Origin of the sequence: Corynebacterium singulare, assembly GCF_000833575.1 — a bacterium.
Lineage (GTDB): Bacteria > Actinomycetota > Actinomycetes > Mycobacteriales > Mycobacteriaceae > Corynebacterium > Corynebacterium singulare.
The window spans coordinates 2,138,376-2,161,633 of record NZ_CP010827.1; the positions used below are offsets into that span (position 1 = coordinate 2,138,376).

Consider the following 23,258-nt stretch of genomic DNA (forward strand, 5'->3'; position numbering starts at 1 on the left):
CGCCGGATCTGATTTCGATTCCTCCGCGCACCGTTACACCGACTGGTACCAACGCACGGACGAAGAAGGCGAGAATGTAGACTACAACTTCGAGACCGATACCTGGTCCGATGGCTACGACCCGAACTCTGAGCAGAAGGAGAAGTAGGTGGGCATCCCTGACGATGTCGTCCTCGACGGCTACACGCTTATCGAACAGCACGAAGTGGACCACGAGTTCCTCATCAACGGCTCGCCGCTCGCCGTGGATACGCCTCTACTTTTCGCACTCACGATTGTTGGTGTTCTCCTCGTGGCAGCCAGCTTCTTCCTGCGCAGGCCGGTCCGCATCATCGCCGGGCTCCTGGGCGCGATCCTGACGCTGACCAAGCTGTGGTGGATGCCCATCGTACTGGCCCAACAGTTCAACGACAGCCAGGTCTTTGGCTACACGCTGAAGTACTACCCCCAGTACTGGCCGGCGGCCTCCATAATCGTGGTGGTCATCGCTATCATCGGCATCATTTCCGCCTTCCTCCGCCGACGCTAGCGCGATTCCAGCACCGCAATCGCAATGTGCACGCGGTTGGTACCGCCGAGCTTGTCCAGGATGTGCTTGATGTGGGTCTTCACCGTGGTCACGGAGACGTAGAGCTGATCCGCGATCTCCTGGTTATCCAACCCTTGGGCCACCAGCTGCGCCACCTCGTTCTCGCGCTGACTTAGGCCTTTCAGCGGGCGGGGCTCAAGCACCTCTGCCGGCTCCGGCTCGGGGCGCTTGAGCGCCAGAAGGTTTTTCAGCGCCTGCGGGCTCAGCAGCTGCTGCCCCGTGGCCGCAGCCCGCACTGCGGAGACCAGCCCCTCCGGCTCAATGGTCTTGAGCAAGAAACCCATAGCGCCGGCATGCAGCGCATCCACGATGAACTCATCCGTATCAAAAGCGGTCAGCATGACCACCGGGATATCCGGAGCACTTGCGCGCAGCTGCCCGGCCGCTTCGATGCCGTCCATGACGGGCATGCGGATATCCATGAGAACGACGTCCGGCCGCAGATCCGTCACGCGTGCCACGCCATCGCGTCCGTTGCTGGCCTCGGCCACCACCTCGATGTCCGAAGCACCTTCCAGGATGAAACGGATACCGCGGCGCAGAGCCTGCTCATCATCGACCAATACCACCGAAATCATTACGCGTGTGCCTCCTCCGGTAGCTCGAGGACCCAGGTGAACGTGGAGGCGTCGTCAAGCACTGTGAAGGTGCCTCCCGCCAGCCGGGCGCGCTCCTCCAGCCCCAGCAGCCCGTTGCCGCCGCCGGACTCAGGCTGGTGCGCCTCCTTCTTGTTCTGCATCGTCACCTGCACCTTACCCTCCTCGTTGTCCACGCTGAGCGTCACCTTCTTCCCCGGCGCATACTTGCGCGCGTTGGTCAGCCCCTCCTGCACGGCGCGGCCCAAAGTGTGAGCCGCCATCGTGCTTAGCTTATCGACGTCCCCCTTCTCATATCGCACCTTGGTTCCCGCCGCGCGAGCGCGCTCGATGTGTTCTTCAATGGTGGCACGCGGATCCACGCGGTCGTCCACACGGAGGGCCTTGATAACCCCACGCAGGTCTTCCACGGCGGCCTTGGCCTCCGACTGGATGGTGTCTGACGCCTCCTTGATGCGTTCTGGATCGGCGTCCTTGCGGTAGCTCAAGCCACCCGCGTACACGGAAATAAGGCTGAGCCGGTGCGAGAGGGAATCGTGGATATCGCGGGCAATGCGATTGCGTTCCTCCAGCCGCGCCCGCTCCTCGCGGGAGCGCAACTGGTCCTCATTGAGCTCCGCCAAGCTCACCAACGTGACCTCGCGCTGGCGGCGCTGCGCGCGCACCGAGCCCGTAATCCAGGCAACGATAAGAAAGATGATTCCGAAGAACCCGTAACCGAACGCCGACAGGTAGCTCACGTTCAGGTAAGGCACCGCTATGACGATCACATACGAGACCATCAACACCAGCGTTCCCGCCAGGGACCATCGCAGTCGGCCGCGCGAGATCAGCGATATCAAGACCACCAGCACTGACAGCGACAGTGGGCGAAACCCGCCTAGCGCTAAGACGAGCAGAGCCGCAATCAGCGCCACTGGGTGGCCGGGGTACTCCTCGTGGATGTTGCGCTCCCGCCGCGAGTGGTGCAGGGCGAGGGGCAGCAGAATCCACGTGACAAGGGTAAATAGAACCATGAAGCTCAGAACGTAGGCTTTCTGATCCGAGCCATCATAGCTTTCGAGTTCGGGGATCCACGCGGCCCCATCCGCCACCACGCAGAGCAGAATGAGCAGCACTGTGATCCACAGTGGTCTCGTCTTTCTCGTCATGGTTGACACGATAGCTCTCCCCCAGGGTATGGAAATCCTCCCTGCGGAGGATACCGGCACCCCGGGCGCGGTTCATAACCTAAGCCTCATGAGAAGAACACGACTCTTGTACTATCTGCTCACCGCCGCTGGGCTGGTGTTCGCCGTTTATCATTTCTCCCAAGGTGCTTTCGTCACTACAAGTGCGCTCGCCGCAGTGTTGTACGCGGCCGTGGCAATTGGTCTCACGCTGCTGATTCTGCGCAAGCACCCAGGCATTGCACACGGTGTGGTGTGGGGCATCGCGGTCACGGGAGTCGCGGCTCAGCTCAACGAGAGCATGAATCACCTCCTCATCCGCGTGGTCCCAGACTGGCTGGTCGGCGCTGGAATCGCCCCACTCCCCGAGGAGGTCCTCAAATTCCTCGGCGTCATCTTCATTTGCACCTGCGTCATCCGGCCCCGTCACTGGGCAGACTACGTCTTCGTCGGGGTGGCGGTAGGCATGGGCTTTAGTGTGAGCGAGAATGCCGTCTACTACGCCAACATGACGCTGGAGAACCTGGATTCCGACATTAAGGGCACCTTGATGGCGCTCCTTGCCCGCTTCGTCGCGAACCCTCTCATGCATTCTTTCTTCACCGGAATCGCAGCTTATGGACTTTCCCGCAAACAACCGGTGCGGTGGTTGCTTATCGCCATGGCGGTGCACTTCGCTGCCAACTTTGGCCCGTCTGTGACTATCGCGTTGGAGGAAGCCATCTGGCCCGTCTTTGCCGCCCTCATCATTCTCATTTCTCTGTGGGGCGCCACGATTGTCAGCATTGTCAAGCTCCGGAAAATCCTCCCTGCGGAGGATACCACCACGAAACCACAGCTCGTAGGGTCACAAGCATGAAAAACACACTGATTTACTCCTGCCTCGGCGTCCTCGCCGCAGTACCGCTTGCCGACGCCCTCCTCCCCGACCCCACTCCCGACACCACAGCCGTGCGCGGTATCCCAGGGCTTGAATGCCCGGAGGACCCGTACTCCTCCTCGCAGACGTGGCACTGCGAGGGCGCGACCATCATTGCCGAAGAAGGCAGCTCCTCCCAGGAGGTAGACACGTACCTACCGCGCCAGCACCGCTCCTTCAACGGGAACAGCGCGCTAACCGACGCCCCCATCACCACCCAAGCACCGGATCTCTACCGTGTATCCGACGAGGATGGAATCACGCTGGCACACCCCGAGGACAACACCATTTCCTTCCTCCACATCTACGGACCGAAGGAACGTGACTTCGCCGACCGGGTACAGGAGGACGCATGAGGTACTTGTATTACCTGCTAACGCTTGGCGCGCTGGGCACGACCATCCTCCACTACGCGCGGGAGCCCTTCCTACCGGCGAGTGTGCTGACTGCTGTGATCTTCGGCGCCGTCGTCGTCTCGCTCACGTTGTTCCTTCTGCGCCGCCGCCCGGGGATTGTGCACGGCGTGGTGTGGGGCTTCGCGGTCTCCGGGCTGGCGGTGGAGATCAATACGAACATGACCCACCTCCTTGCCCGCGCGGGCCTAAAGTGGCTGGGTGCTGCCGGGTATGCGCCGCTCAACGAAGAAGTGCTGAAGTTCCTCGGCGTGGTGCTCATCTGCACCTGCGTCATCCGGCCACGCAGTTGGCGCGACTACGTGTTCGTGGGCGTGGCCGTGGGTATCGGCTTCGCTGCGGGCGAAAATGCTACCGCCTTCGCGCGCATGACGGTGGATAACCTCGATTCGGATACCGCCGGCGCGATCTCGGCGGTGGCCATCCGCCTGATGTCCAACCCGCTCTCCCACGCGCTGTTCACCGGTCTTAGCGCTTACGGTCTGTCCCAGAAACAGCCGGTGCGCTGGCTTATTATCGCCATCGCGGTGCACACCACGAAGAACCTGTTCCCATCGCTAAGCTCCACATTCGACGACGCCATCTGGCCCCTCCTCGCCGGCCTTCTCGTCGTCGTAGCCCTGTGGGTAGCCACCATCTGGGGCATTATTGCGCTGCGGAAGAAGGCGGCTGCGAATCCGACCCTGTCCCCTGCACCGGCGCGCGCATAGCCTTCGTCGCCGGCGAGGGATGCGCGTCCTCTGCGGCGAGGCGCTCGAAGGCCACCGCCGCCAGAGCCGCCGCCTGGTCCCCCAGAACGGAGTCATCGAATCGCGCCAGCGGCGAGTGGTTCCACTCGCGCATGTGCTCCGGGGTTTCAGGGTTGGCTGTACCCAACCACATGAACGTGCCCGGCACCTGGGCGAGCACTGCGCCGAAATCTTCCGAGGCCATCATCGGCGTCTGCATCGGCACCACGTTTTCGGCGCCAAACATGCCCGACCACAGCGATGCTGCGAACTGGTCCTCGCGCGGTGACGTCTTCGTGGCGGAATACAGAACCTCGAAATCCACCTTGGCTGTGCAACGGTGCGAGGCCGCCACGGAGCTCGACACTTCGATGATCATCTGGCGGACGGCTTCGATGTGTTCGTCGCGAAGCACGCGTACCGTCGCCCCCAGCTCGGCCTTGTCGGGGATGATATTGACCGCGCCGTCGCCCGCACGCAGGTTCGTCACGGTGATGACGATGGGTTCGTTGGCGTCGAAGCGGCGCGTCAAAGCCACCTGCAGCGCCATCTGGATTTCCGCCAGCGCGGCGACTGGGTCCACCGCGTCGTGCGGGCGCGAGCCGTGTCCGCCTTTGCCGTAGACCGTGATCCACAGGTTGGACGACGACGCCATCATCGGGCCCGGGATGTGGTGGAACGTGCCCCTATCCTGCGGCCCGACGTGCAGGCCGTAGGCGGCGATGGGGCGGCGGCCTGCGGCATCAAGCACGCCTTCCTCAATCATTGGCTGCGCACCACCCGGGCCCTCCTCACCCGGCTGGAACATAAAGGTGACATCACCCATCAGCTCTTCGCGGTGGCGGCACAGCATCTTCGCCGCGCCAATAAGTCCCGCCGTGTGCAGGTCGTGGCCACAGGCGTGCATGTTGTTGTTCGTGGAGGCGAACGGGCTACCCGTCTGCTCGCGCAGCGGCAGGGCGTCCATGTCCGCGCGCAGCAGCACCGACACCGGGCGCTCGCCGCGCTTGCCGCCGCGCAGAACCGCCACGACGGAACTCAAATCATGGCCGCGGTGAATCTCCAACGGCAGGCCTTCGAGGGCTTTAAGCACCTGCTTCTGCGTGCGCGGCAAGTGCAAGCCAATTTCGGGGTTCTGGTGCATATCGCGCCGGAACTCTTGCAGCTGCGGGAGCAGTTCCCGGCCTTCCTCCAGGAACACCTCGCTGGCAAGCCGGTCTCCCAACTTGGCCGAAACCATGGGAAGCGGGGGAAGTTGCTGGCGGTGGCGCGGTGCCATCTTCATGGTGTCATCCTTTCGCAGAGTGGTTTCCCCGAGCTTACCGGCGGCTGTATTAATGTACTAGGCCATGAAGGTCCTTTCCGCGCTGGTGGCCAGCTCCCTGATGTTCACGCCCGGCTCCTCCTACCAATTATCAAGCCGTGACGAGGCTTCCTCGCAGTGGGCCGTCGACACCATGTTCAACGCCATCGACGCAATGGGGACCTCCTCTCACCTGCTCACCGACACATGGTCCACGGAGCAGGAGGAGTACCCGTACCCAATTAAAGAAATCAACGAGGTCTCCTTGCTGGAGCGGCGTGCCACCGACGAACCTGGTCGTGAGAAGTGGATCGTCTCCTCGCCGTCGATGGGTCGCGACATTCCTGTCGACGTCGTCGTGGGCAATGGTGGGCCCGTGGTGTACTTTCTCGAGGGCGTAGATTCCCCGAAGACCTCGAACTGGATCACCAAGGGGCATGTGAAGCGCGTCTTCGGCGAATCCGACGCCAGCATCGTCATCCCCTCGCAGGGAGCCGGATCCATGTGGACGGATTGGAACGAGGATGACCCGAAGTTGGGGCGCCACAAGTGGGAAACGTTCCTCATCACCGAACTCGCTCCGCTAGTGGAGGCGGAGCTGAACCACAACGGCAAGCGCGGGCTCATTGGGTTGTCCATGGGAGCATCGGGCGCGGTGATGATGGCGAACAACAACCCGGGCTTCTTTGATGGCGTAGCCGGTATTTCTGGCTGCTATTCCACCACCAGCCAGGTGGGTCAGGGAACGGTGGATTTGACGGTGCGCACCAAGGGCGGCGACCCAACGAACATGTGGGGCCCGCGCGGTTCGAAGGATTGGCTACGCAACGACGTCATGTCCCATCCGGAGGGCCTGCGCGGCACGGCGCTCTATCTTTCTGCTGCGTCGGGCGCGTGGACGGACGAGGAACTGGCGGCCTATCCCGGGAAATCCGTCAACGACCGCATCGGCGGCACCCTTTTGGAAGCCGGCTCACGCCGCTGTACTGAGGAATTCTCCGCCGCGCTTTCCGACGCCTCAATCCCCCACACCACCAACTACCTCACCGAGGGCACCCACGACTGGGTTATGTTTGGCAAGCAATTGCAGCCGGCATGGAATGCGATTAAACCGGCGCTCTACTAGTGTCGACTACATGTCCCGATTCCGCAGCGCTTTCGTACCTGCCGCCATCCTTGTGGCGGGGCTTGTCCTCCTCGCAGTGTTCTACGTCGGCTTAAGCCGCCATTACAACACGCAGGAGCTTCACGCGCTTATCGACGGCGCCAATGCCAACGGCCAGGACTATAACGTCATCATCCACAACGAGCTGACCTGGAGCTATTCGTTTAACGCCAAGTAATACAGCGTTCCGGTTGCGGGGTCGTTAGACCTGTTTTAGGCTTCCGGGTCATGGGGGTATTAGAAACCTACTTCCACTACCGCAATTCGGGGATTGCGCTCGTGGAGAATGCATCCAGCTCACCCGATGAGCTCCGCGCGCTCGGCGCCGACGCGTCTGACGCCGCAGAACTAGCCCACCTGCACCGCACCTACTTCGGCCCCACCCGCTTTAGCGGCAAACAACGCAAAGCCCGCACCGCCGCCCAAACCCAGAAACACAGCCTAGCCACCCTCTCCCTGATTGAGTCCTACACCGCCAAAGTCAAAAAAGACCTCGACGCCTGGAACCTCCGCATCAAACTCGCCGGCACACCCGCACACAAAATCCGCGACATCGCAGTAAAAAGACTCAAAGAACTAAGAGCCAAACGCACACCCAAACCCGGGGTGCGGTTTACCTACCGGGCTAAAGGCCCGAACTCCATGACGATCACCGATGACGCCTCCGTCATCGCTGATATCCGCGGCACCCTCGAATCCGTCAACAAACACAACCTCCTTGAAGCAGCACGCACCGTCATCGTCACCGGCAGTGTCGGCACTAAACCCGCCATCCACGCCCAAGTCGTAGTGACATTGGACGAATTCGATCGCATCATCAACGGCGACGGCGACGAAATTGAGTTACAGCTAACCAACGGTGGGCGCATGACCGGGGCAGAATTCCTGTCCTATAAATTCGCCTCCATCGGGTATGCCACCATCATCCACCCCGTGGAAGGACCCATTAACTCCTACCGCGCAGAACGCAGTGCCAGCTGGAAACAACGCCTCACCCTAGCAGCTGAAACCCAAACCTGCTCCAGACCCGGCTGCAACAAACCAGCCGACTACTGCCACGTCCACCACATCATCCCCTGGCAAGCCGGCGGATACACCAACATCAACAACCTGACCTTCCTGTGCGCCTACCACAACGGTATTAACGATGATGACCCATCGCGGCCCACCGGGCGAGGCTACGTCTTCAGACTCAACACCGGCATCGGCTACATCCCACCCTGGGGACTGCCGATCACCGCCACACCCGAATATCAACAAGCCGTTGCCAGACTCAACGCCGAAAAAGCAGCAGGACAACCACCAGCACAAACCCCAGCCGCACCACCAGAACAGCCACCACCCGACAGCAGCTAACACCCCAGCCACCAAACAGAAAGGACACCACCAACGACCAGTACACGCCGAAACCCGCCAACCAAAGCCAAGTGCGCGGGCATATCGGTGATCCCACACAACGATTCACGCGCTGCCCACCGGGGTTAAGGGACCTTAAAGAGCGAAACCCGCCAACCAGAAGGAGGTTGACGGGAAATTCGGCGCGCGTGGGATAAGTGCCGAGCAGCGAGCGAAGAAAACCACCTTGTCGCGCACGCCCGCGCCAATCTGGCTTGCGCAGTGTGAAGCGCACAGTGCTAATGAAATGGGGGTCCGCTAATGGAATGGGTGTTCTCGGTACAGGGCTATGTGTGAATCATGCTCCGGAAGTCCCGGTTTCGGACCCCAAGAATTCAAGCCCCAATGGCACACAACGCACGGACTAGGTTAGGCGGTGAGAAGTGCGCGTCCGAAGAAATCCGACTCATCGCGCACACCTGGCAACGCATAGAAATAGCCACCGCCATAAGGACGGATGTAGTCCGCGAGCGGCTCGCCCTCAAGGCGCTTTTGCACGGTGATGAACTGGCGCTCCAGATCCTGTTGGAAGCAGATAAACACCAAACCTACATCGAGGGTGCCATTATCGCGCACGCCGTTGTCGTAGTTATACGCGCGGCGCAGCATAAGCTGATCCGCGGTCTCCGGAGTGCGCGGGTTAGCCAAACGGATATGGGCATCGGTAGGAATGACGTCTCCGTGATCGTCCAGGTAGCTTGGTTCCGCCCATTCATCGCCGCCCGAGAGCGGCCCGCCAGTGGCACGGTCACGCCCGAAAATCTGCTCCTGTTCCGCAATGGAAATACGATCCCAGAACTCGGTGTACATCGCAATAAGGCGCACCACCATGTAGCTTCCTCCCGCGGCCCACGCGGGCTCATCGGTACCAGCCCACACTAGGGTGTCGTTCTCCTCTTCTTTCGGGTTCACTATTCCGTCCTTGAACCCCAAATGGTTACGTTGCGTGCCGGACGGGCGGGGCTCGTTCATGTATCCAGACTGGCGCCAGCGCACCGCGACGTCGCCGCGTGTGTGGCGCAAGATATCGCGCAGCGCGTGCAGAACGGTGTCGTGCTGGTCGGCGCAAATCTGGATGGCGAGGTCACCATGACAGAGATTTTCTTGAAGCGAGTCGTCGGCAAAAGCTTCCATCGTGGATAGGTGCGCAGGTTTGTGCGAGCTGAGGCCGAAACGGTCATCAAAAAGAGACTCGCCCACCGCCACGGTAATGGACAGGTTGTCCGTAGGCAGGTCAGTTCCCAGCTCACCGGAATCATTCGCCGGGTAAGCAATACCATCGGGCGGGGTCTGGCCGCCAGTAGTAAGGAAGCGAGCGCGATCCGTTATGTTGCGCAGAAGGGTCTCCAAACGCGACACATCTGCGAATTGGATATCAAGAGCAATAACCTCACAAAACTTCTGTGGCGCCGTCACAATGCCCTCTTGGTGCTCGCCGTGAAAGGCGGCAACTTCCTCAAGGTCCTTACTCCTGCCATTGTCCGGATTCGTCATCGGCTTGGAAGAACCGAAGAAGCTCGATTGCGCATTCGCCGTTGGTACGGCGACCGCCGCGGTACTCGCGGCGAGTCCCGAAAGAAAAGAGCGACGAGAGAAGTGAAACGGGCAGGTCATTAATCCATCCTTCGGACAACAGTCACGGTAGCTACCGGAGCGAGCAACTCGTTGGCGCTCGCAACCGCAGCTTGCAGGCGCAAACGATCCTTCTGGGACCATTCAGCAAAGGCAACGTCATACTTCGCATCGAATTCAGCGGCCAAAGCATCAAGTTCTTCAAGCTGGGCGTAAATCGGCGCCGTATCTAGACCGCGGCCTTCCACCAGCTCACGTACTGGGTCGAGCATGAAACGAGTGGAGAGGACATTGGCGCGCAATGCCACTGGTAGCGCATGGGCGCCGTAATCACGCTCGCCGCGCATATCGAATCGCTCAAATTCTTCCATCACCTCGTGGGTGCGCAGGCCATAATCGGGAGCTGGCACTGTAAAATGCGTCTTTTCAAGGGTCTCAACTTTGGCGTGAACGGCGGCCACAAGGGCGTCGGCAAGCGTAGGCGTGAGGTCGGCGTCGGAGAAGAGCTGCTTTTCGACGCCCCCATACTCAACATCCTCTCCCGGCCACAGACCCGAATAGTTGTCAAAGGTGCGAAAGAACTCGTAGAACTCGAGATAGGCGGCCTGTGCATCGGCACGATTACCGGAATGAACAGCCTTACCCAAGGCATCAGCTTTGCTAGCAAGTTCGGGAAGGCGCTTCTTTTGTTGCGTTGCCTGTTCAATGGCGACCGCGGAAATCTCGCGGTCCGTAATAGGCACCATCTTCGGAGCGTTCGTAAAGGTGGAGCCAGACACTGTGAAGTTATTCGACTTAATGGCGGAGTCGTTATGGAACACGCACGTCAGGTGGTACGTACCGTTCTGAAGCTTGGGGGTCCAGGCGCGCTGAGCAGGGCTGCCAACGCGCTCGAGGACCTGGTAGGCGTTACCCGCATCATCTGCAACGTAGACGGTGAGGGCAAGGCCGGTAGTGTTGAAGACCTTCCACTCCGCCTGTCCCTGAACGTCGTCCGGAGTCGGACAGTGGTACACGTCGCGCACATTGAGCTGCGGCTCCGATTTCTCAGCAGACACCTTAGGGGGCGCATCGGAACGCGAAGAGCTGAGCCCGAAGGAGCTTTGAGCATCGGCGGTGGGGGTGGCGATGAGCATGACGGCAAGCGCCGCAGTGGTGATATGGAAGGTCTTCATGGGTTTGTCAGATTAGAACGGCAGCTTGATACCGAGCTTGTCTAGGTCCAGGCCGGGGTGACCGTTCATGAACCAACCAACGACACCGGCGGCAGCAGCGGCAAGCACGGCGAGGATGGCGAAGACGCCACCCTTGGAAGACTCGGAAGACTTGTCCTTCTTATCTTCGTCCTTCTTGTCATCGGAAGGCTTGGTCTCAGAAGGCTTGGTCTCAGACTGCAGCTTGGTGATTTCCGGAACGCCGTTTTCGGTCACCTTCGGATCATTCATGCCCTCGACGACCGGCTTGAGGTTGGTGCCAGCGCGAGGGGTGACATCGACGTGTTCGATCGAGGCATAGTCCTTTGCCACCGTGCCGTCGGTCTCGTTGAGGAAAAGCTTTGGAGCTTTCTCACCGTTGAAGTCAAACATGTTGTTCAGCTCGCCGGCGCGTTCATCGAAGGCGATGCCACCCAAGCGGCCCAGTCCGAAGTTGTCCTGGATGAACTTGGTGACGGAGGTCTGCTCGGTGTAGGTCGAATCAACGAAGTTGGTCTTGGCATACGGGGAAACCACGATAAGCGGCTGGCGGGTACCCGGACCGCACTGACCATGCTCGTCACCGGCAACGCCGACCTTAGCAGCAGCCGCAGTGCAAATCTCGGAGTCTTGGTGTGGGTCATTGGAGCCGTTGAGGATCTCCGGTGCCTGGTGGTCGTACCAACCATCGGAATCATCGTAGGCAATAATCACGGCGGTGGAGTCCCACTCCGGGGAGTTCTGCAGCTCGTTGATGTAGTGGGTAATAAAAGCCTGTTCATCGAGCGGGTTGGAGTAGCTTGCGTGACCATCCTGGAAGTTCGACGCCTTAAGGAAGGACACAGCCGGCAGGTTGCCCTGCTTGAGGGCGGTGTCGAAATCCTTTAGATCGTACTGGTGGTTAGCCCGGTCCGTCTTGCCGATCATGTCATCGCTCGACGGCGCGAGGTGGTGGGGATTCGCCGTCGATGCATAGTACTGGAACGGCTGGTGGTGCGGGTTGTAGTCCGTCTGAGGATTACCGGTCAGCGTAGTGTGAGACGAGCCGCAGCGAGCACGGGAGGTATCGGTGGCCTCTTCAGTAGGACGGAAACCACCCTGGAACCAGCCCCACGTGACGTCCTTTTCGTTGAGCTGGTCGCCGATGTTCTTGGAGTGCATCGCGGTGACTTGGTTGGTGCCAGCGGAGGAACTGTTGGAGCAATCGTCGTACAGCGGATCCGGGTCTCCCACCACGGTGGCGGTCTTTCCGTCTTCCGAAACACCGGCCAAAGCGTGGTTCTCGCCATCTTTGATGGTCTGCTGCTCACCCGTGGCGGGGTCATGCATCGTGGCACCAGCAACGGTTCCTGCAATAAGGTTCAGCGCGCCCGGCGTAGATGGACCGAAAATAGTGGAGAACGAATTATCGTTCATGGCGAAGTTCTGCGCATAGTTCCACATGCCGGTAACGGTGTTGCCATCGTAGTAGCCCATGGTCAGGCCGGTGGTGCCGTAGGACTGCGGGTCATACTTGTCATTGTCTACAGACACAGTCTCAGGGAACTTGTCCATCTTTCCGCCGTTGTAGGCCTTCTGCTCATCGGCGTAGTGGTGGTTCTGGTCCGCAGTCACAGCCTGCTCCGGGGTGAGACGGAAAGGCTTAGTAGAGTTCGGGTTCTTATCTCCGAGCAGGTCATTGTTCTCCAAGTTGTTGACCTTCGGGGTGCCTTCCTTGGCCTTAAATTTCGGGGCATCCTTTTCACTGCCCTGCAGCTTCTCGCCGTCTTTATTGAGGGCATTCGGGTACGTTGCGAAGTAGTGATCGAAGGAAATATTCTCCGAGTAAATGACCACGACGTGCTCGATGGGGGTCGCAGGGGCAGCTAGGGCCGGGACGGCGGACGTGGTTGCAGCAACTGCGGCGCACAGGGCCACAGCACGAGAGCGAAGTTTCATGGAAGATTCCAACCTTAGATGAGACTCTTAGGAACAATGAGGTTGAAAGTGGCTGTGGCTCGCCAGACGAGTCATTGGTCGCTTTCACAGCGGATTTAACGCCTACTGTGGCGTTGCCGCAACAAAAGAAAAAGGGCATTCCCCGGAAAGATAATGCCCTGAAAGCGCTGTCTAGACCACCAATTTACCGTTCAGCGGACATGACAGCAGTTCATGTACAATTCATAGTAAATTTTCCTAATCGCTATCCGTGGACAGCGCTGCCACGAAGGCCTCCTGCGGCACCGAGACGGAGCCCAAGGACTTCATGCGCTTCTTACCGGCCTTCTGCTTCTCCAGCAGCTTGCGCTTACGCGAAATATCGCCGCCGTAACACTTGGCCAGCACGTCCTTGCGCATCGCGCGGATGTTCTCACGCGCGATGATCTTCGACCCAATGGCCGCCTGGATGGGTACCTCGAACTGCTGGCGTGGGATGCCATTAAACCGGCTCTCTACTAGTGTCGACTACATGTCCCAATTCCGCAGCGCTTTCGTACCTGCCGCCATCCTCGTGGCAGGGCTTGTCATCCTCGCAGTGCTCTACGTAGGCTTAAGCCGCCATTACAACGAGCAGGAGCTGCAGGCGCTTATCGACGGCGCCAATCCCAACGGCCAAGACTATAGCGTCATCATCCACAACGAGCTGACCTGGAGCTATTCTTTTAACGCCGAGTAATACAGCGTTCCGGTTGCGGGGTGGCTGGACCTGTTTTAGGCTTCCGGGTCATGGGGGTATTAGAAACCTACTTCCACTACCGCAATTCGGTGATCACACGAGCGTGTCAAGTTGTCTGCGTGGGGTTAGGTTTATAGGTATTTGCCGTAGCGGTCAAGCAGCTGCACGAAATGAAGCAGTGGCAGAAAAGTGTGTGTGTGTGAGCGTGTCAAGGTTTATCGTGCACGATCAACAAAGAAAAAGAATTCCACACCCACCCACAACATAAAGAAGCTATATCTATTTTCAACTGAAAAAATACACACTGGCGCCCAAGTGTAATGCGCGATACACTTGCATGTGTCACTAGTCACATACCATTTGACCTAGGAGACCCCATGTGGCTTGACGGATATCAACAGCAATTCGGAAACCGGCTAGAGGACTTCCTCACAGAAACAGTCCCCAGAGTGCTCACAGAGCTAACATCTTCCCAGAAGAAGCAAGTTACCAATGGCGCACAAGAGTTTCCCTTCGAACCCCTTCTCGAAATCCTCAATTCTAAACACAGCTATGAAGACACAGTCTCCCGAATCATAGCCGTAACGGGGATATGGATGAATGCCGCATCAGGGAGCCAGTGGTGTGTTGGTCCTCTAAACAGCACGGATTACTCTGAAAGAGTAGGCATAGGAGTCAGATGGGGCGAGATCGCTTTTTCGCCGTTGTCGAACATGTCGGAGAATCTGGTAGATTCATTTCCCACTTGGCCGGGCGTGCTCATGGAATTTTCTCGCATGCAAGAGGCGGATCGCGATTATTACAAACAGAGAATCCTGGAAACTCGTCCAAAGCAAAAATGATGTCTAACCGCTGCGCCGGCTCACGCCATCCTCATTGCGTCGGTAGACCTCGCTAATTTGGCGGTCCTCGCTGGCCTATACGACATGGCGGCCTAGAAGGGCGTCACGGCCAGCCAATCCCACTGAGGTATCATCCAGTTTCTGAGGTTACCCTCGTTTAGTGGACACCCTATTTGTACGGATCTTGTGTCCGTAGGAGAGGATGTTCATTGTGAGTCAACAGCGCAAGAAGTACACGCCGGAGTACCGGCGTGAAGCCGCGAACCTGGTAATCGAGTCAGAGCGTCCGATCGCTCATGTGGCTAAGGAAATCGGTGTCTCCGCCGGGCTTTTAGGCCGGTGGGTCAAACTAGAGCGTGAGCGCCGAGGAGCATCAGACGGGATGAGCGAGGCTGATCTTCGTGCTGAGAATGCTCGTCTGCGTCGGGAGCTGGCTGAAGCCAAGATGGATAACGAGTTTTTGTCAAAAGCAACAGCCTTCTTCGCCGCGAAGCAACGCGAGCAGAAAAGTTCGAATTGATGCAGCAGGAGAAGGCGAACTACAGCATCAAGCGCATGGCACGGCTATTAAAAGTGTCTCGATCTGGATACTACAAATGGTCCCATGTGCAGCAGAAACGGCTATCCGGCGAAGATGATCGTGTTGCATTTTACGATGATGTTGACCGTAAGATTCACCAGATTTGGAAAAACTCCGATGAGGTTTATGGTGCTCCGCGGATCACCGCAGAGCTCGCCGAGCGCTACCAGATCACCTTGAATCGCAAGACTGTGGCTAAACGGATGCGCATGATGGGCATTGAAGGGATTTCACCGCGTGCCTCCAACTGAATCAGCGTCCACCCGGCGGTCAAATCAACATAAACCACGTTGTCGGCATGTGGCACCGACAACCCCCAGAGCTAAAACCCAAGCTCTCTGGGCCACGGCCAAGCCGCCGGAAGAAGCCAAGCTAGCACAAGTACAAAAACTCCGTGGACTCCCCGTCCAAAAAGCGGGGAGACTCCGCGTCCACAAAGTCCCTAGACTCCGAGACCAAAAAGTAGCTGGACTCCAAGTCCAAAAACCTCATGGACATAACACACTAATGCTAGTATATAGTCTTTCCTATGACGGTTCGCCTTGGTATATAGCCCGGCTTCTTAGTAACGATTGGCCCTCGGGACTGCAGGACGATAGACCTGATGCATTAAAAACTCTAAGCACCTACTTCGGAAAAGAATTCAGAGCCGGACCCGTCCCCTTCGGATAGATACATCTGGAATCACGATAAACGCAGGTCTTTTAGGAATGGATTTTAAATGCAATTTGTACGACAAGCCATTACTCAATCTTGGAAACTATCGCCTTGGGGAAACTTCTTAGTACTGGTCTCCATTGTCATCTCGTCAATTTGTACAGTAATTGCTCCATATATTCTCGGTAGTGGAGTCAACTTTCTCCTTAATAGTTCAAACAGAGAGGACTTCATTACAATTGGCCTAAAGCTTTCCATACTCTATTCTCTGATTTGGTTTTTAGGAACATCCTCCAGATACATATTATTTCCAATCTATGGAACAATTGAGCAAAAGCTGCAGTCAGATCGAATGGCTAGTTCCCTCACCGACAGCATCGATGCCAGCCCTGGCGCACGATCACATACTGATAATGGAGAGATCTCATTTGCCATTGATAGCGAGGCCTCCGCATATCGTGACACATTATCCAGCATCTACCTGTCTATATTGCCGGCAACCATTTCTTTAGCCTCCGGCATTTTCCTAGTCGTTATTGCCAGCACTTGGTTAGAAGGAATAATCCTCACAGCAGCCATTGTGACCTATTGTGTGGTCAGCTACCGGCTAATTCAAAGCCACCAGAACGCCCAGACAAAGTTTTTCAAAGAGAGCATGCGCAGTTTCGGCGTCCTAGGGAATTCTTTGTCCCTCTGGAAAGAAGCGACAGTGTTTTCTACCCAAGCATTTTTGGAATCTCGCTATAGAAAGGATCGAAGCACTGTAGAACGCGCCGGAGTCTATTCCTACACCATGACGCGGCGGCTGTATGTTGCCCAAGGAATCGTTTTAGCAATAACGATTTGCGTTCTCATTATAGCCATTATCCTTCGAAAAAATAATGGAGATGCGCAGGCAATCGGATCAATTATTTCGTCTACAGGAATCGCCATTGCAGCCATTACGCCTCTACAATCCGTCGGGTTTGGAGTGTCCGCACTCGCTGTTTCAGTTTCCCATGCGAGTGAAGCAAGCGACAAGATTCGCCCAACGGGAATTGTCTCCGCAACAAGCCAAAACGTGGATTTGTGGAAAGAACAGATACTGCGTCTGTCTGACATGGCAGCTTCGGCACACCAGCGACATGAACAAAGACCAATCTGGGTTCTTGGCCCAAGCGGCTCAGGGAAAACAACGGTTTTGGAAGGGTTCCTAAATCTAAATGAATATGCGTTATCCTTGCAACAAGAATCTCGTGAGATAAGGGAAAATTCAACGTATGCGCCTCAAAGCGCAAGCCTGTTAAATGCCAACGCCATAGACAACGTTGTTTTTGGCAGATCAATAGCCGTGTGCAAAGCTGACGAGTTACTCACAGCAGTAGGACTACATGAGTTTTCTTCAACGGGCTGCAAGAAGAACTCCGATGTAGCGGGTGAAGACGGTGGGGCATCCGGTGGGGAAAAACAGAGAATCGCCTTGGCACGAGCATTGATCGCTAAGCCCGGGTCAATTGTGGTCCTCGATGAGCCAACCAGTAGCTTAGACAAGAACTTACGGGCGTTGGTGTGGGGCATTATTGAGGACCTTGCACGAGAAAAAACGGTCATTGTTTCAACGCACGATGCCTCAGCACCTATTCGTCACGACGATACGGTGCTTCAATTAACCGATGCCAATGAAGCACCTTCATCAAAGCCAAAAGAGCCTCCCAGTGAAGCTTAGTTTCTCTTAATCGCTATCCGTGGACAGCGCCGCGACGAAGGCTTCCTGCGGCACCGAGACGGAGCCCAAGGACTTCATGCGCTTCTTACCGGCCTTCTGCTTCTCCAGCAGCTTGCGCTTACGCGAAATATCGCCGCCGTAACACTTGGCCAGCACGTCCTTGCGCATCGCGCGAATGTTCTCACGCGCGATGATCTTCGAGCCAATGGCCGCCTGGATGGGTACCTCGAACTGCTGGCGTGGGATGAGCTCCTTGAGCTTCTTCGTCATCTTGTTGCCGTACCACTGCGCGGACTCGCGGTGCACGATGGCGGAGAAGGCATCGACCGGGTCGCCGTTGAGGAGGATATCCACCTTAACCAGGTCCGCCAGCTGCTCACCGGCCTCCTCGTAGTTGAGGGAAGCGTAGCCCTTGGTACGGGACTTGAGCATGTCGAAGAAGTCGAAGATGATTTCACCCAACGGCATGGTGTAGCGCAGCTCCACGCGGTCCTCAGACAGGTAATCCATGCCACCCATCTGGCCACGCTTAGCCTGGCACAGCTCCATCGTGGGGCCCACGAACTCCTCGGGCACGATGATGGTCATCTTCACAATCGGCTCATACACCTCGTTCAGCTTGCCGCTCGGCCAGTCGGACGGGTTGTGCACGATGGACTCCTCACCGTCTTCCGCCACCACGCGGTAGGTCACCGAGGGAGCAGTGGAAATCAGGTCCAAGCCAAACTCGCGCTCCAAGCGGTCACGGGTAATCTCCATGTGCAGCAGGCCTAGGAAGCCGCAACGGAAACCGAAGCCCAGGGCGACGGAGGTTTCGGGCTCGAAGGTGAGGGAGGCGTCGTTAAGCTGCAGCTTCTCCAGCGCATCACGCAGATCCGGGAAGTCGGCCTGGGAGATGGGGAACAAGCCGGAGTAGACCATGGGGTTGGGGTCGGCATAACCCTTGAGCGGCTCGCTCGCGCCATTCGACGCCCACGTAATCGTGTCACCCACCTTGGTCTCACGCACGTTCTTCACGCCCGTGATGAGGTAACCCACCTCGCCCGGGCCTAGACCTTCACACTTCTGCATCGTGGGGCTGACAATGCCCACCTCCAGCAGCTCGTGGTTGGTGCCCGTGGCCATCATGGTGACCTTCTGGCGCGGGGTGAGTTTGCCATCCATCATGCGGATGTAGGTCACCACGCCACGGTAGGTGTCATAGACCGAGTCGAAGACCATGGCGCGGGCCGGGGCATCCTCACCAAACTCGGACGTCGGGGCTGGGACGAGCTCAGCCACCTTGTCGAGCAACGCCGGCACGCCCTCACCGGTCTTGCCGGACACGCGCAGCACCTCCTCCGGCTCGCAGCCGATGATGTTGGCGATCTCCAGGGAGTACTTCTCCGGATCCGCAGCAGGCAGATCAATCTTGTTGAGGACCGGGATGATCTCCAGGTCATTTTCCATAGCCAGGTAGAGGTTGGCCAGGGTTTGGGCTTCGATGCCCTGGGCGGCGTCGACAAGCAAGATGGCTCCCTCACACGCCTCCAGCGCACGCGAGACCTCATAGGTGAAGTCGACGTGGCCGGGGGTATCAATCATCTGCATGACAATCTCTTGACCCTCGAACTCGCCAGACTGCGGAATCCAGGGCAGGCGCACGTTCTGCGCCTTAATGGTGATGCCGCGCTCGCGCTCGATATCCATGTTGTCGAGGTATTGGTCGCGCATGTCGCGCTCCTCCACCACCTGCGACAACTGCAGGATGCGATCAGCCAGCGTCGACTTGCCGTGGTCGATGTGGGCGATAATGCAAAAGTTTCGAATCTTGGACGGATCCGTAAACGTAGTGGCCGCAAAGTTTCTAGACATGGGTTTAGAATAGACGACATGACTAGGTTGGCCCGCATTTTAGGTTTCGGACGTCCCGAGCCGGTCGATGACGGCCTCCAGCGCATCACCGAACGCCTCGGAATGAACCAGACCGATTCCGTCACAGAACCGCGCAAAGCAGCCGATATCCGCATCGAGGCTGCCACCGACCATCCCCGCAGCGTCTTCTTCACCCCCGACATGGATGGGCAGGCCGACTCCGGTGAGGTCGTGTGGGTTTGGGCGCCTTCCGACGGCAAACAGTCCCCACCGCGCGAGCGCGCCATCCTCATCGTCTCCCGCACCCGCACCACCGTGCTGGGCCTGCTCATCTCCGCTAACCCGGGGCATGCGAATAAAGAGGAGTGGCTCGATATCGGCACCGGCGAATGGGATGAGTCCGGCCGCCAATGCTGGGTGCGCATGGACCGCGTGCTGGAAATTTCTGAAGAACAATGCCGCCGCCAAGGCACGCTCTTCCCAGAACGACGCTTCGAGCGCATTGCTAACCGTTTGCGCTCGCGCTACCACTGGGCGTGATTTGGGGATTCGCGGCGTGGCCTGCTAGATTGTCTGGGATGCCGAGGCATGTGTGGCGGTCAGGACCTTGGGTCCGCCTTCCTCGGTAAACATTTTCTACGACTGTAAGAGGTATAACAATGGCAAACATCAAGTCCAAGCAGAAGCGCATTCTCACCAACGAGAAGTCCCGTCAGCGCAACAAGGCCGTGCGTTCCGCCGTACGCACCGAGATCCGCAAGTTCCGCGCTGCCGTCGAGGCTGGCGACAAGGCTGCCGCTGAGAAGCAGCTGCGCGTTGCATCCCGCGCACTGGACAAGTCCGTGTCCAAGGGCGTCTTCCACCGCAACAATGCGGCTAACAAGAAGTCCGGCATGGCTACCGCCTTCAACAAGATGGCCTAAATGAAACCGCTCCTGAAGTGGGTGGGAGGAAAACGTCAGTTACTTCCCGCCATCCACTCCATGCTGCCCGAGAGCTTCGACACCTACGTCGAGCCTTTCTTGGGCGGCGGAGCGGTTCTTTTTTCCTTGGCGCCCGAGCGCGCCCGGGTCAATGACCTTAATACCGAGCTCATCACCGTCTACGAGGTGGTCCGCGATAATGTGGACGAGCTCATCGCGCTGCTCAAGGAGTATCCGAATGAATCGGACTTCTTTTATGAGATGCGCGCCCGCGACCGATCACCGGAGTTCGCGCACTTAAGCGCCGTTGAGCGTGCCGCGCGCACGATTTATCTCAACAAGACCTGCTACAACGGTCTTTATCGCGTGAACAATTCGGGTCAGTTCAACGCCCCGTTTGGCCGCTACGCCAACCCCACGATTTGTGATGAGCCCAATCTGCGGGCGGTTTCGGCGTATCTGGCCGAGAATGACGTGGTCTTTTCCAACGGGGACTATGCCTCGTTGGAGGCGAACGAGGGGGATGTCGTCTACTTTGACCCGCCCTATGACCCCGTGAATCCGACGAGCAATTTCACCGGCTACCAGTCCGGCGGGTTCGGCCGCGCGGACCAAATACGCCTCAAGGAAACCTGCGATGCGCTGGATGCACGCGGGGTGAAGTTCCTGCTCTCGAATTCTGCGACGGATTTCATCAAGGAGCTCTACGCGGATTATCGCATCGAGATTGTGGGGGCTACACGCGCGGTGAATTCCGTGGCGTCGAAGCGCGGCAAGGTCGATGAGGTGCTCGTGCGCAATTATGCTTAACGACGCCGCCTGGGACCGCATCTTCCCCCATCTCGAGACCGAACTGGCCACGTTTGGCTACGCCATCCTCGAGGCCTCACGGCTCAAAGCGCTGTCTGGGCGCGAGCCGCGGCTCATGGCTAAGCACGATTTCTCGGCCGCTCGCCCGGCGGTCTTTCGCAAGCATGGTTTGTCGATGCTACCCATTCGCCGCGACGCGTACTTCATCGGCCACTTCGACCTGTATCAGCCTTTCCCGGACGACGCAGGCCCACTGACGTCGGTGCCAGTGCCGGAGGATATTGAGTCGATCGATTTTGCGAATGTGACCTCGGAAAGCGCGGCGCTCACGACGGCGCATTTGAGTGGCATGCTCCGTGATTTTCTCGGCGGCGAGCTCGTGCCGACGGTGAGCGGGCGGATGTCCACGCAGCGCCTGCCTATGAAGGTGGGCGGCCAGGACATCGTGGTGGATCGCGCGCAGATGGAAATTGATGCGGGCTTCGAATCTGCGGAGCACCTAGTGCTCGTTGAGGCGAAGAACCACCTCTCCCCCGACTTCAACATCCGCCAGCTCTACTTTCCTTTCCGCCGTTTTTCGCTGGCGCTTAAGAAGGAGGTGGTGCCGGTGTATCTGGTGTATTCCAACGGCGTGTACCACTTCTATCGCTACGCGTTTAAGGACCCGGCGGACTTTCGGAGCATTGAGCTTATCGACGCCCACCGCTACACCCTCGGCCCCTCCACCCTCACCCCGGCCTTGGTAGCGGGTGTCCTCGCACGCACCCGCGTGGAGCGTCCAGAGATTCCCTTCCCCCAGGCGGATTCTTTTGCGCGCGTCATCAGCTTGCTGGAGAACCCCGTGGCGAAGGCAGACATGCCGGAAACCTTTGGTTTTAGCCCGCGGCAGGCGGATTATTACACCAACGCCGCCCGGTATCTGGGACTGGAGAAGCTGCGCGGCAACCGCGATGAGCGCAACCTCACGCTCGTGGAGGCGCTGGCCGCCCGGCCAGTGTTCCGGGAGATGCTGGAGAGCGTGGCGCAGTCGGAGCGCGCGCTGACGGTGGATGAGGCGATGGCGCTCATGCGCGCGGCCGAGCTAGGGCTGGGCGATAGCACCCTGCGACGCCGAGCCGGGACCGTCGTGGCATGGTCGCAGTGGGTCGCGGAGCATATCGCGCACAGCGCAGGCTAAGCAGCCTGGATGCCGGCCCACGCCAAGGCACAGCCGGCCACGACAAAGAAGACACCGGAACCGATGTCGATCCACGGTCCCGCGGCCAGGAGGCGGCGGCGAATCGGTCGGGTAGAAATCACCGTTGAGAGCACCACAAAGAGCACGTAGCTCGACAGTGACAGGCTCAGCACCAGCGCCAACGACAGCCACAGCGGCGGGTGCGGCGGCAGCAGCGGGGCAACCATGGCCGCGAGGAAGAGCACGATCTTCGGGTTGGACAGGTTGGTGGCCAGTCCGGTGCGAAAGACTTTGCGCACCGACCCCAGTCGGGCCGCTGCGTCGTCCTCATCCTGCGGCGGCTGCGTGCGCAATTCCAGGCCGGACCGAACGGAGAGCACGCCCATGAAGACCAAGAAGCAACCGCCGACGACCTGAATCAGGGACATGATCCCCGGAAAAGCCGTGAGCAGAGCGGCCGCGCCAAAGACGGTGAGCGAGCACCAGAAGAGCACGCCCACCTGAATCCCGGTGGCTGCAGCGATGGCATGGCGGCGCGAGCGCGTGGCATAACGCGTAATCAGCACGATGTCGGGGCCGGGCGCGGACGCCCCCACGAGGTTCATGAGAATAATGGCCGCAAACGCGGACCAGCTCATGACAGTCGCTCGAGCAGATCCTCACGGCCGAACATGCGGGCCGAGTCAACGGCGTTGGGGTGGCCCGCGGTTGGGTCGGCGCCGGCGTCGAGGAGGGCGTCAATAACCGCGTCCTCCTTTTTGAAGATGGCCCCGGCCAGCGGAGACTGGCCGCGGTCGTTGAGGAGGTTGACGTCGGCGCCGGCGGCGGCCAGTAGGCGCACCAGCTCGGCATGCCCGTGGTAGGCGGCAAGCATGATGAAGGACTGGCCGTCCTGGTTCACCATGTCCACGTTGACGCCCTGGGAGATGTACTCAAGGAGGGTGGCGTCGCCGTCGCGGGCGAAGTCAAAAAGCTTGGTTGCAAAGTCCTGGATCTCATCCATGGTGGGATA

At 58.7% G+C, this 23,258-nt stretch carries 25 protein-coding genes and 1 pseudogene; 16 read left to right on the top strand and 10 right to left on the bottom strand.

Annotation, left to right across the window (positions count from 1 at the left end; all coding sequences use genetic code 11):
- Positions 1-148 precede the first annotated feature (148 nt).
- Complete coding sequence (locus CSING_RS09880) at positions 149-529, top strand: hypothetical protein (RefSeq protein WP_042531897.1); 381 nt, start codon at positions 149-151, stop codon at positions 527-529.
- On the opposite strand, the gene CSING_RS09885 is transcribed toward CSING_RS09880, so the two are convergent.
- A complete protein-coding gene (locus tag CSING_RS09885) occupies positions 526-1,167 on the bottom strand; it encodes a response regulator (protein ID WP_042531899.1) in 642 nt (213 codons plus the stop codon). The genes CSING_RS09880 and CSING_RS09885 overlap by 4 nt on opposite strands.
- Positions 1,167-2,336: a sensor histidine kinase gene (locus CSING_RS09890; RefSeq protein WP_236683962.1), complete on the bottom strand. Its 1,170-nt coding sequence runs from the start codon at positions 2,334-2,336 to the stop codon at positions 1,167-1,169. The genes CSING_RS09885 and CSING_RS09890 overlap by 1 nt, the downstream gene beginning before the upstream one ends.
- Between CSING_RS09890 and CSING_RS09895 the strand changes: the two genes are divergently transcribed.
- The 3 genes from CSING_RS09895 to CSING_RS09905 are packed head-to-tail and all read left to right on the top strand — an operon-like array spanning position 2,335 to position 4,396.
- The gene (locus tag CSING_RS09895; protein ID WP_236683964.1) at positions 2,335-3,213 is read left to right on the top strand and encodes a PrsW family glutamic-type intramembrane protease; all 879 of its coding nucleotides are present in this window, start codon (positions 2,335-2,337) and stop codon (positions 3,211-3,213) included. The genes CSING_RS09890 and CSING_RS09895 overlap by 2 nt on opposite strands.
- On the top strand, positions 3,210-3,629 hold the full coding sequence (locus CSING_RS09900; RefSeq protein WP_042531901.1) for a hypothetical protein: 420 nt from the start codon (positions 3,210-3,212) through the stop codon (positions 3,627-3,629). The genes CSING_RS09895 and CSING_RS09900 overlap by 4 nt, the downstream gene beginning before the upstream one ends.
- Positions 3,626-4,396 carry a PrsW family glutamic-type intramembrane protease gene (locus CSING_RS09905; protein ID WP_042531903.1) on the top strand — a complete coding sequence of 257 codons (771 nt, stop codon included), beginning with the start codon at positions 3,626-3,628 and terminating at the stop codon, positions 4,394-4,396. Before CSING_RS09900 ends, CSING_RS09905 begins: the two co-directional genes overlap by 4 nt.
- On the opposite strand, the gene CSING_RS09910 is transcribed toward CSING_RS09905, so the two are convergent.
- On the bottom strand, positions 4,332-5,699 hold the full coding sequence (locus CSING_RS09910) for a M20 metallopeptidase family protein (protein ID WP_042531905.1): 1,368 nt from the start codon (positions 5,697-5,699) through the stop codon (positions 4,332-4,334). The genes CSING_RS09905 and CSING_RS09910 overlap by 65 nt on opposite strands.
- A gap of 64 nt (positions 5,700-5,763) precedes the next feature.
- On the opposite strand from CSING_RS09910, the gene CSING_RS09915 reads away from it, so the two are divergent.
- The 3 genes from CSING_RS09915 to CSING_RS09925 are packed head-to-tail and all read left to right on the top strand — an operon-like array spanning position 5,764 to position 8,238.
- Positions 5,764-6,843, top strand: coding sequence for an alpha/beta hydrolase (locus CSING_RS09915; protein WP_042531907.1), 1,080 nt, complete (start codon positions 5,764-5,766; stop codon positions 6,841-6,843).
- Between the two features lie 10 nt (positions 6,844-6,853).
- Positions 6,854-7,060: a hypothetical protein gene (locus CSING_RS09920; RefSeq protein WP_042531909.1), complete on the top strand. Its 207-nt coding sequence runs from the start codon at positions 6,854-6,856 to the stop codon at positions 7,058-7,060.
- 50 nt (positions 7,061-7,110) lie between these two features.
- The gene (locus tag CSING_RS09925) at positions 7,111-8,238 is read left to right on the top strand and encodes an HNH endonuclease signature motif containing protein (RefSeq protein WP_042531911.1); all 1,128 of its coding nucleotides are present in this window, start codon (positions 7,111-7,113) and stop codon (positions 8,236-8,238) included.
- Between the two features lie 408 nt (positions 8,239-8,646).
- Here CSING_RS09925 and efeB read toward each other — a convergent pair whose 3' ends face one another.
- The 4 genes and pseudogenes from efeB to CSING_RS13355 form a co-directional block, all read right to left on the bottom strand.
- Entirely contained in the window at positions 8,647-9,891 is a 1,245-nt protein-coding gene (efeB, locus tag CSING_RS09930; protein ID WP_042531913.1) for an iron uptake transporter deferrochelatase/peroxidase subunit, read from the bottom strand.
- Positions 9,891-11,024, bottom strand: coding sequence for an EfeM/EfeO family lipoprotein (locus CSING_RS09935; protein WP_042531915.1), 1,134 nt, complete (start codon positions 11,022-11,024; stop codon positions 9,891-9,893). Before CSING_RS09935 ends, efeB begins: the two co-directional genes overlap by 1 nt.
- Positions 11,025-11,036: 12 nt before the next feature.
- Positions 11,037-12,980 (bottom strand): alkaline phosphatase family protein, encoded by a 1,944-nt coding sequence (locus tag CSING_RS09940; protein WP_042531917.1) that lies wholly within the window; start codon positions 12,978-12,980, stop codon positions 11,037-11,039.
- Between the two features lie 237 nt (positions 12,981-13,217).
- A pseudogene (locus CSING_RS13355) lies at positions 13,218-13,457 on the bottom strand (elongation factor 4); the annotation flags it as partial.
- Between the two features lie 34 nt (positions 13,458-13,491).
- Here CSING_RS13355 and CSING_RS09945 point away from each other — a divergent pair.
- The 5 genes from CSING_RS09945 to CSING_RS09965 all read left to right on the top strand — a co-directional run bounded on the left by CSING_RS09945 (position 13,492) and on the right by CSING_RS09965 (position 17,482).
- Positions 13,492-13,698, top strand: a complete 207-nt coding sequence (locus CSING_RS09945; protein ID WP_042533394.1) for a hypothetical protein — start codon at positions 13,492-13,494, stop codon at positions 13,696-13,698.
- Between the two features lie 377 nt (positions 13,699-14,075).
- Positions 14,076-14,540 carry a hypothetical protein gene (locus tag CSING_RS09950; protein WP_042531919.1) on the top strand — a complete coding sequence of 155 codons (465 nt, stop codon included), beginning with the start codon at positions 14,076-14,078 and terminating at the stop codon, positions 14,538-14,540.
- Between the two features lie 211 nt (positions 14,541-14,751).
- The gene (locus CSING_RS09955; protein WP_010188437.1) at positions 14,752-15,060 is read left to right on the top strand and encodes an IS3 family transposase; all 309 of its coding nucleotides are present in this window, start codon (positions 14,752-14,754) and stop codon (positions 15,058-15,060) included.
- Between the two features lie 35 nt (positions 15,061-15,095).
- On the top strand, positions 15,096-15,371 hold the full coding sequence (locus tag CSING_RS09960; protein WP_456062135.1) for an IS3 family transposase: 276 nt from the start codon (positions 15,096-15,098) through the stop codon (positions 15,369-15,371).
- Between the two features lie 470 nt (positions 15,372-15,841).
- The gene (locus CSING_RS09965; RefSeq protein WP_084226203.1) at positions 15,842-17,482 is read left to right on the top strand and encodes an ATP-binding cassette domain-containing protein; all 1,641 of its coding nucleotides are present in this window, start codon (positions 15,842-15,844) and stop codon (positions 17,480-17,482) included.
- A 6-nt stretch (positions 17,483-17,488) separates the two neighbouring features.
- On the opposite strand, the gene lepA is transcribed toward CSING_RS09965, so the two are convergent.
- Positions 17,489-19,336: a translation elongation factor 4 gene (gene lepA, locus CSING_RS09970; RefSeq protein WP_042531925.1), complete on the bottom strand. Its 1,848-nt coding sequence runs from the start codon at positions 19,334-19,336 to the stop codon at positions 17,489-17,491.
- Between the two features lie 18 nt (positions 19,337-19,354).
- Here lepA and CSING_RS09975 point away from each other — a divergent pair, with 18 nt between their 5' ends.
- The 4 genes from CSING_RS09975 (at position 19,355) to CSING_RS09990 (ending at position 22,246) form a co-directional block, all read left to right on the top strand.
- Positions 19,355-19,876, top strand: a complete 522-nt coding sequence (locus CSING_RS09975) for a type II toxin-antitoxin system PemK/MazF family toxin (RefSeq protein ID WP_042531927.1) — start codon at positions 19,355-19,357, stop codon at positions 19,874-19,876.
- A 119-nt stretch (positions 19,877-19,995) separates the two neighbouring features.
- Positions 19,996-20,259 carry a 30S ribosomal protein S20 gene (gene rpsT, locus CSING_RS09980; RefSeq protein ID WP_042531928.1) on the top strand — a complete coding sequence of 88 codons (264 nt, stop codon included), beginning with the start codon at positions 19,996-19,998 and terminating at the stop codon, positions 20,257-20,259.
- The gene (locus CSING_RS09985) at positions 20,260-21,069 is read left to right on the top strand and encodes a DNA adenine methylase (protein WP_042531930.1); all 810 of its coding nucleotides are present in this window, start codon (positions 20,260-20,262) and stop codon (positions 21,067-21,069) included.
- A complete protein-coding gene (locus tag CSING_RS09990) occupies positions 21,062-22,246 on the top strand; it encodes a type II restriction enzyme (protein WP_236683965.1) in 1,185 nt (394 codons plus the stop codon). The genes CSING_RS09985 and CSING_RS09990 overlap by 8 nt, the downstream gene beginning before the upstream one ends.
- Here CSING_RS09990 and CSING_RS09995 read toward each other — a convergent pair.
- Both CSING_RS09995 and CSING_RS10000 read right to left on the bottom strand, forming a co-directional pair.
- Entirely contained in the window at positions 22,243-22,884 is a 642-nt protein-coding gene (locus tag CSING_RS09995; protein ID WP_042531934.1) for a LysE family translocator, read from the bottom strand. The genes CSING_RS09990 and CSING_RS09995 overlap by 4 nt on opposite strands.
- A complete protein-coding gene (locus tag CSING_RS10000; RefSeq protein ID WP_042531936.1) occupies positions 22,881-23,249 on the bottom strand; it encodes an ankyrin repeat domain-containing protein in 369 nt (122 codons plus the stop codon). Before CSING_RS10000 ends, CSING_RS09995 begins: the two co-directional genes overlap by 4 nt.
- Positions 23,250-23,258 lie beyond the last annotated feature (9 nt).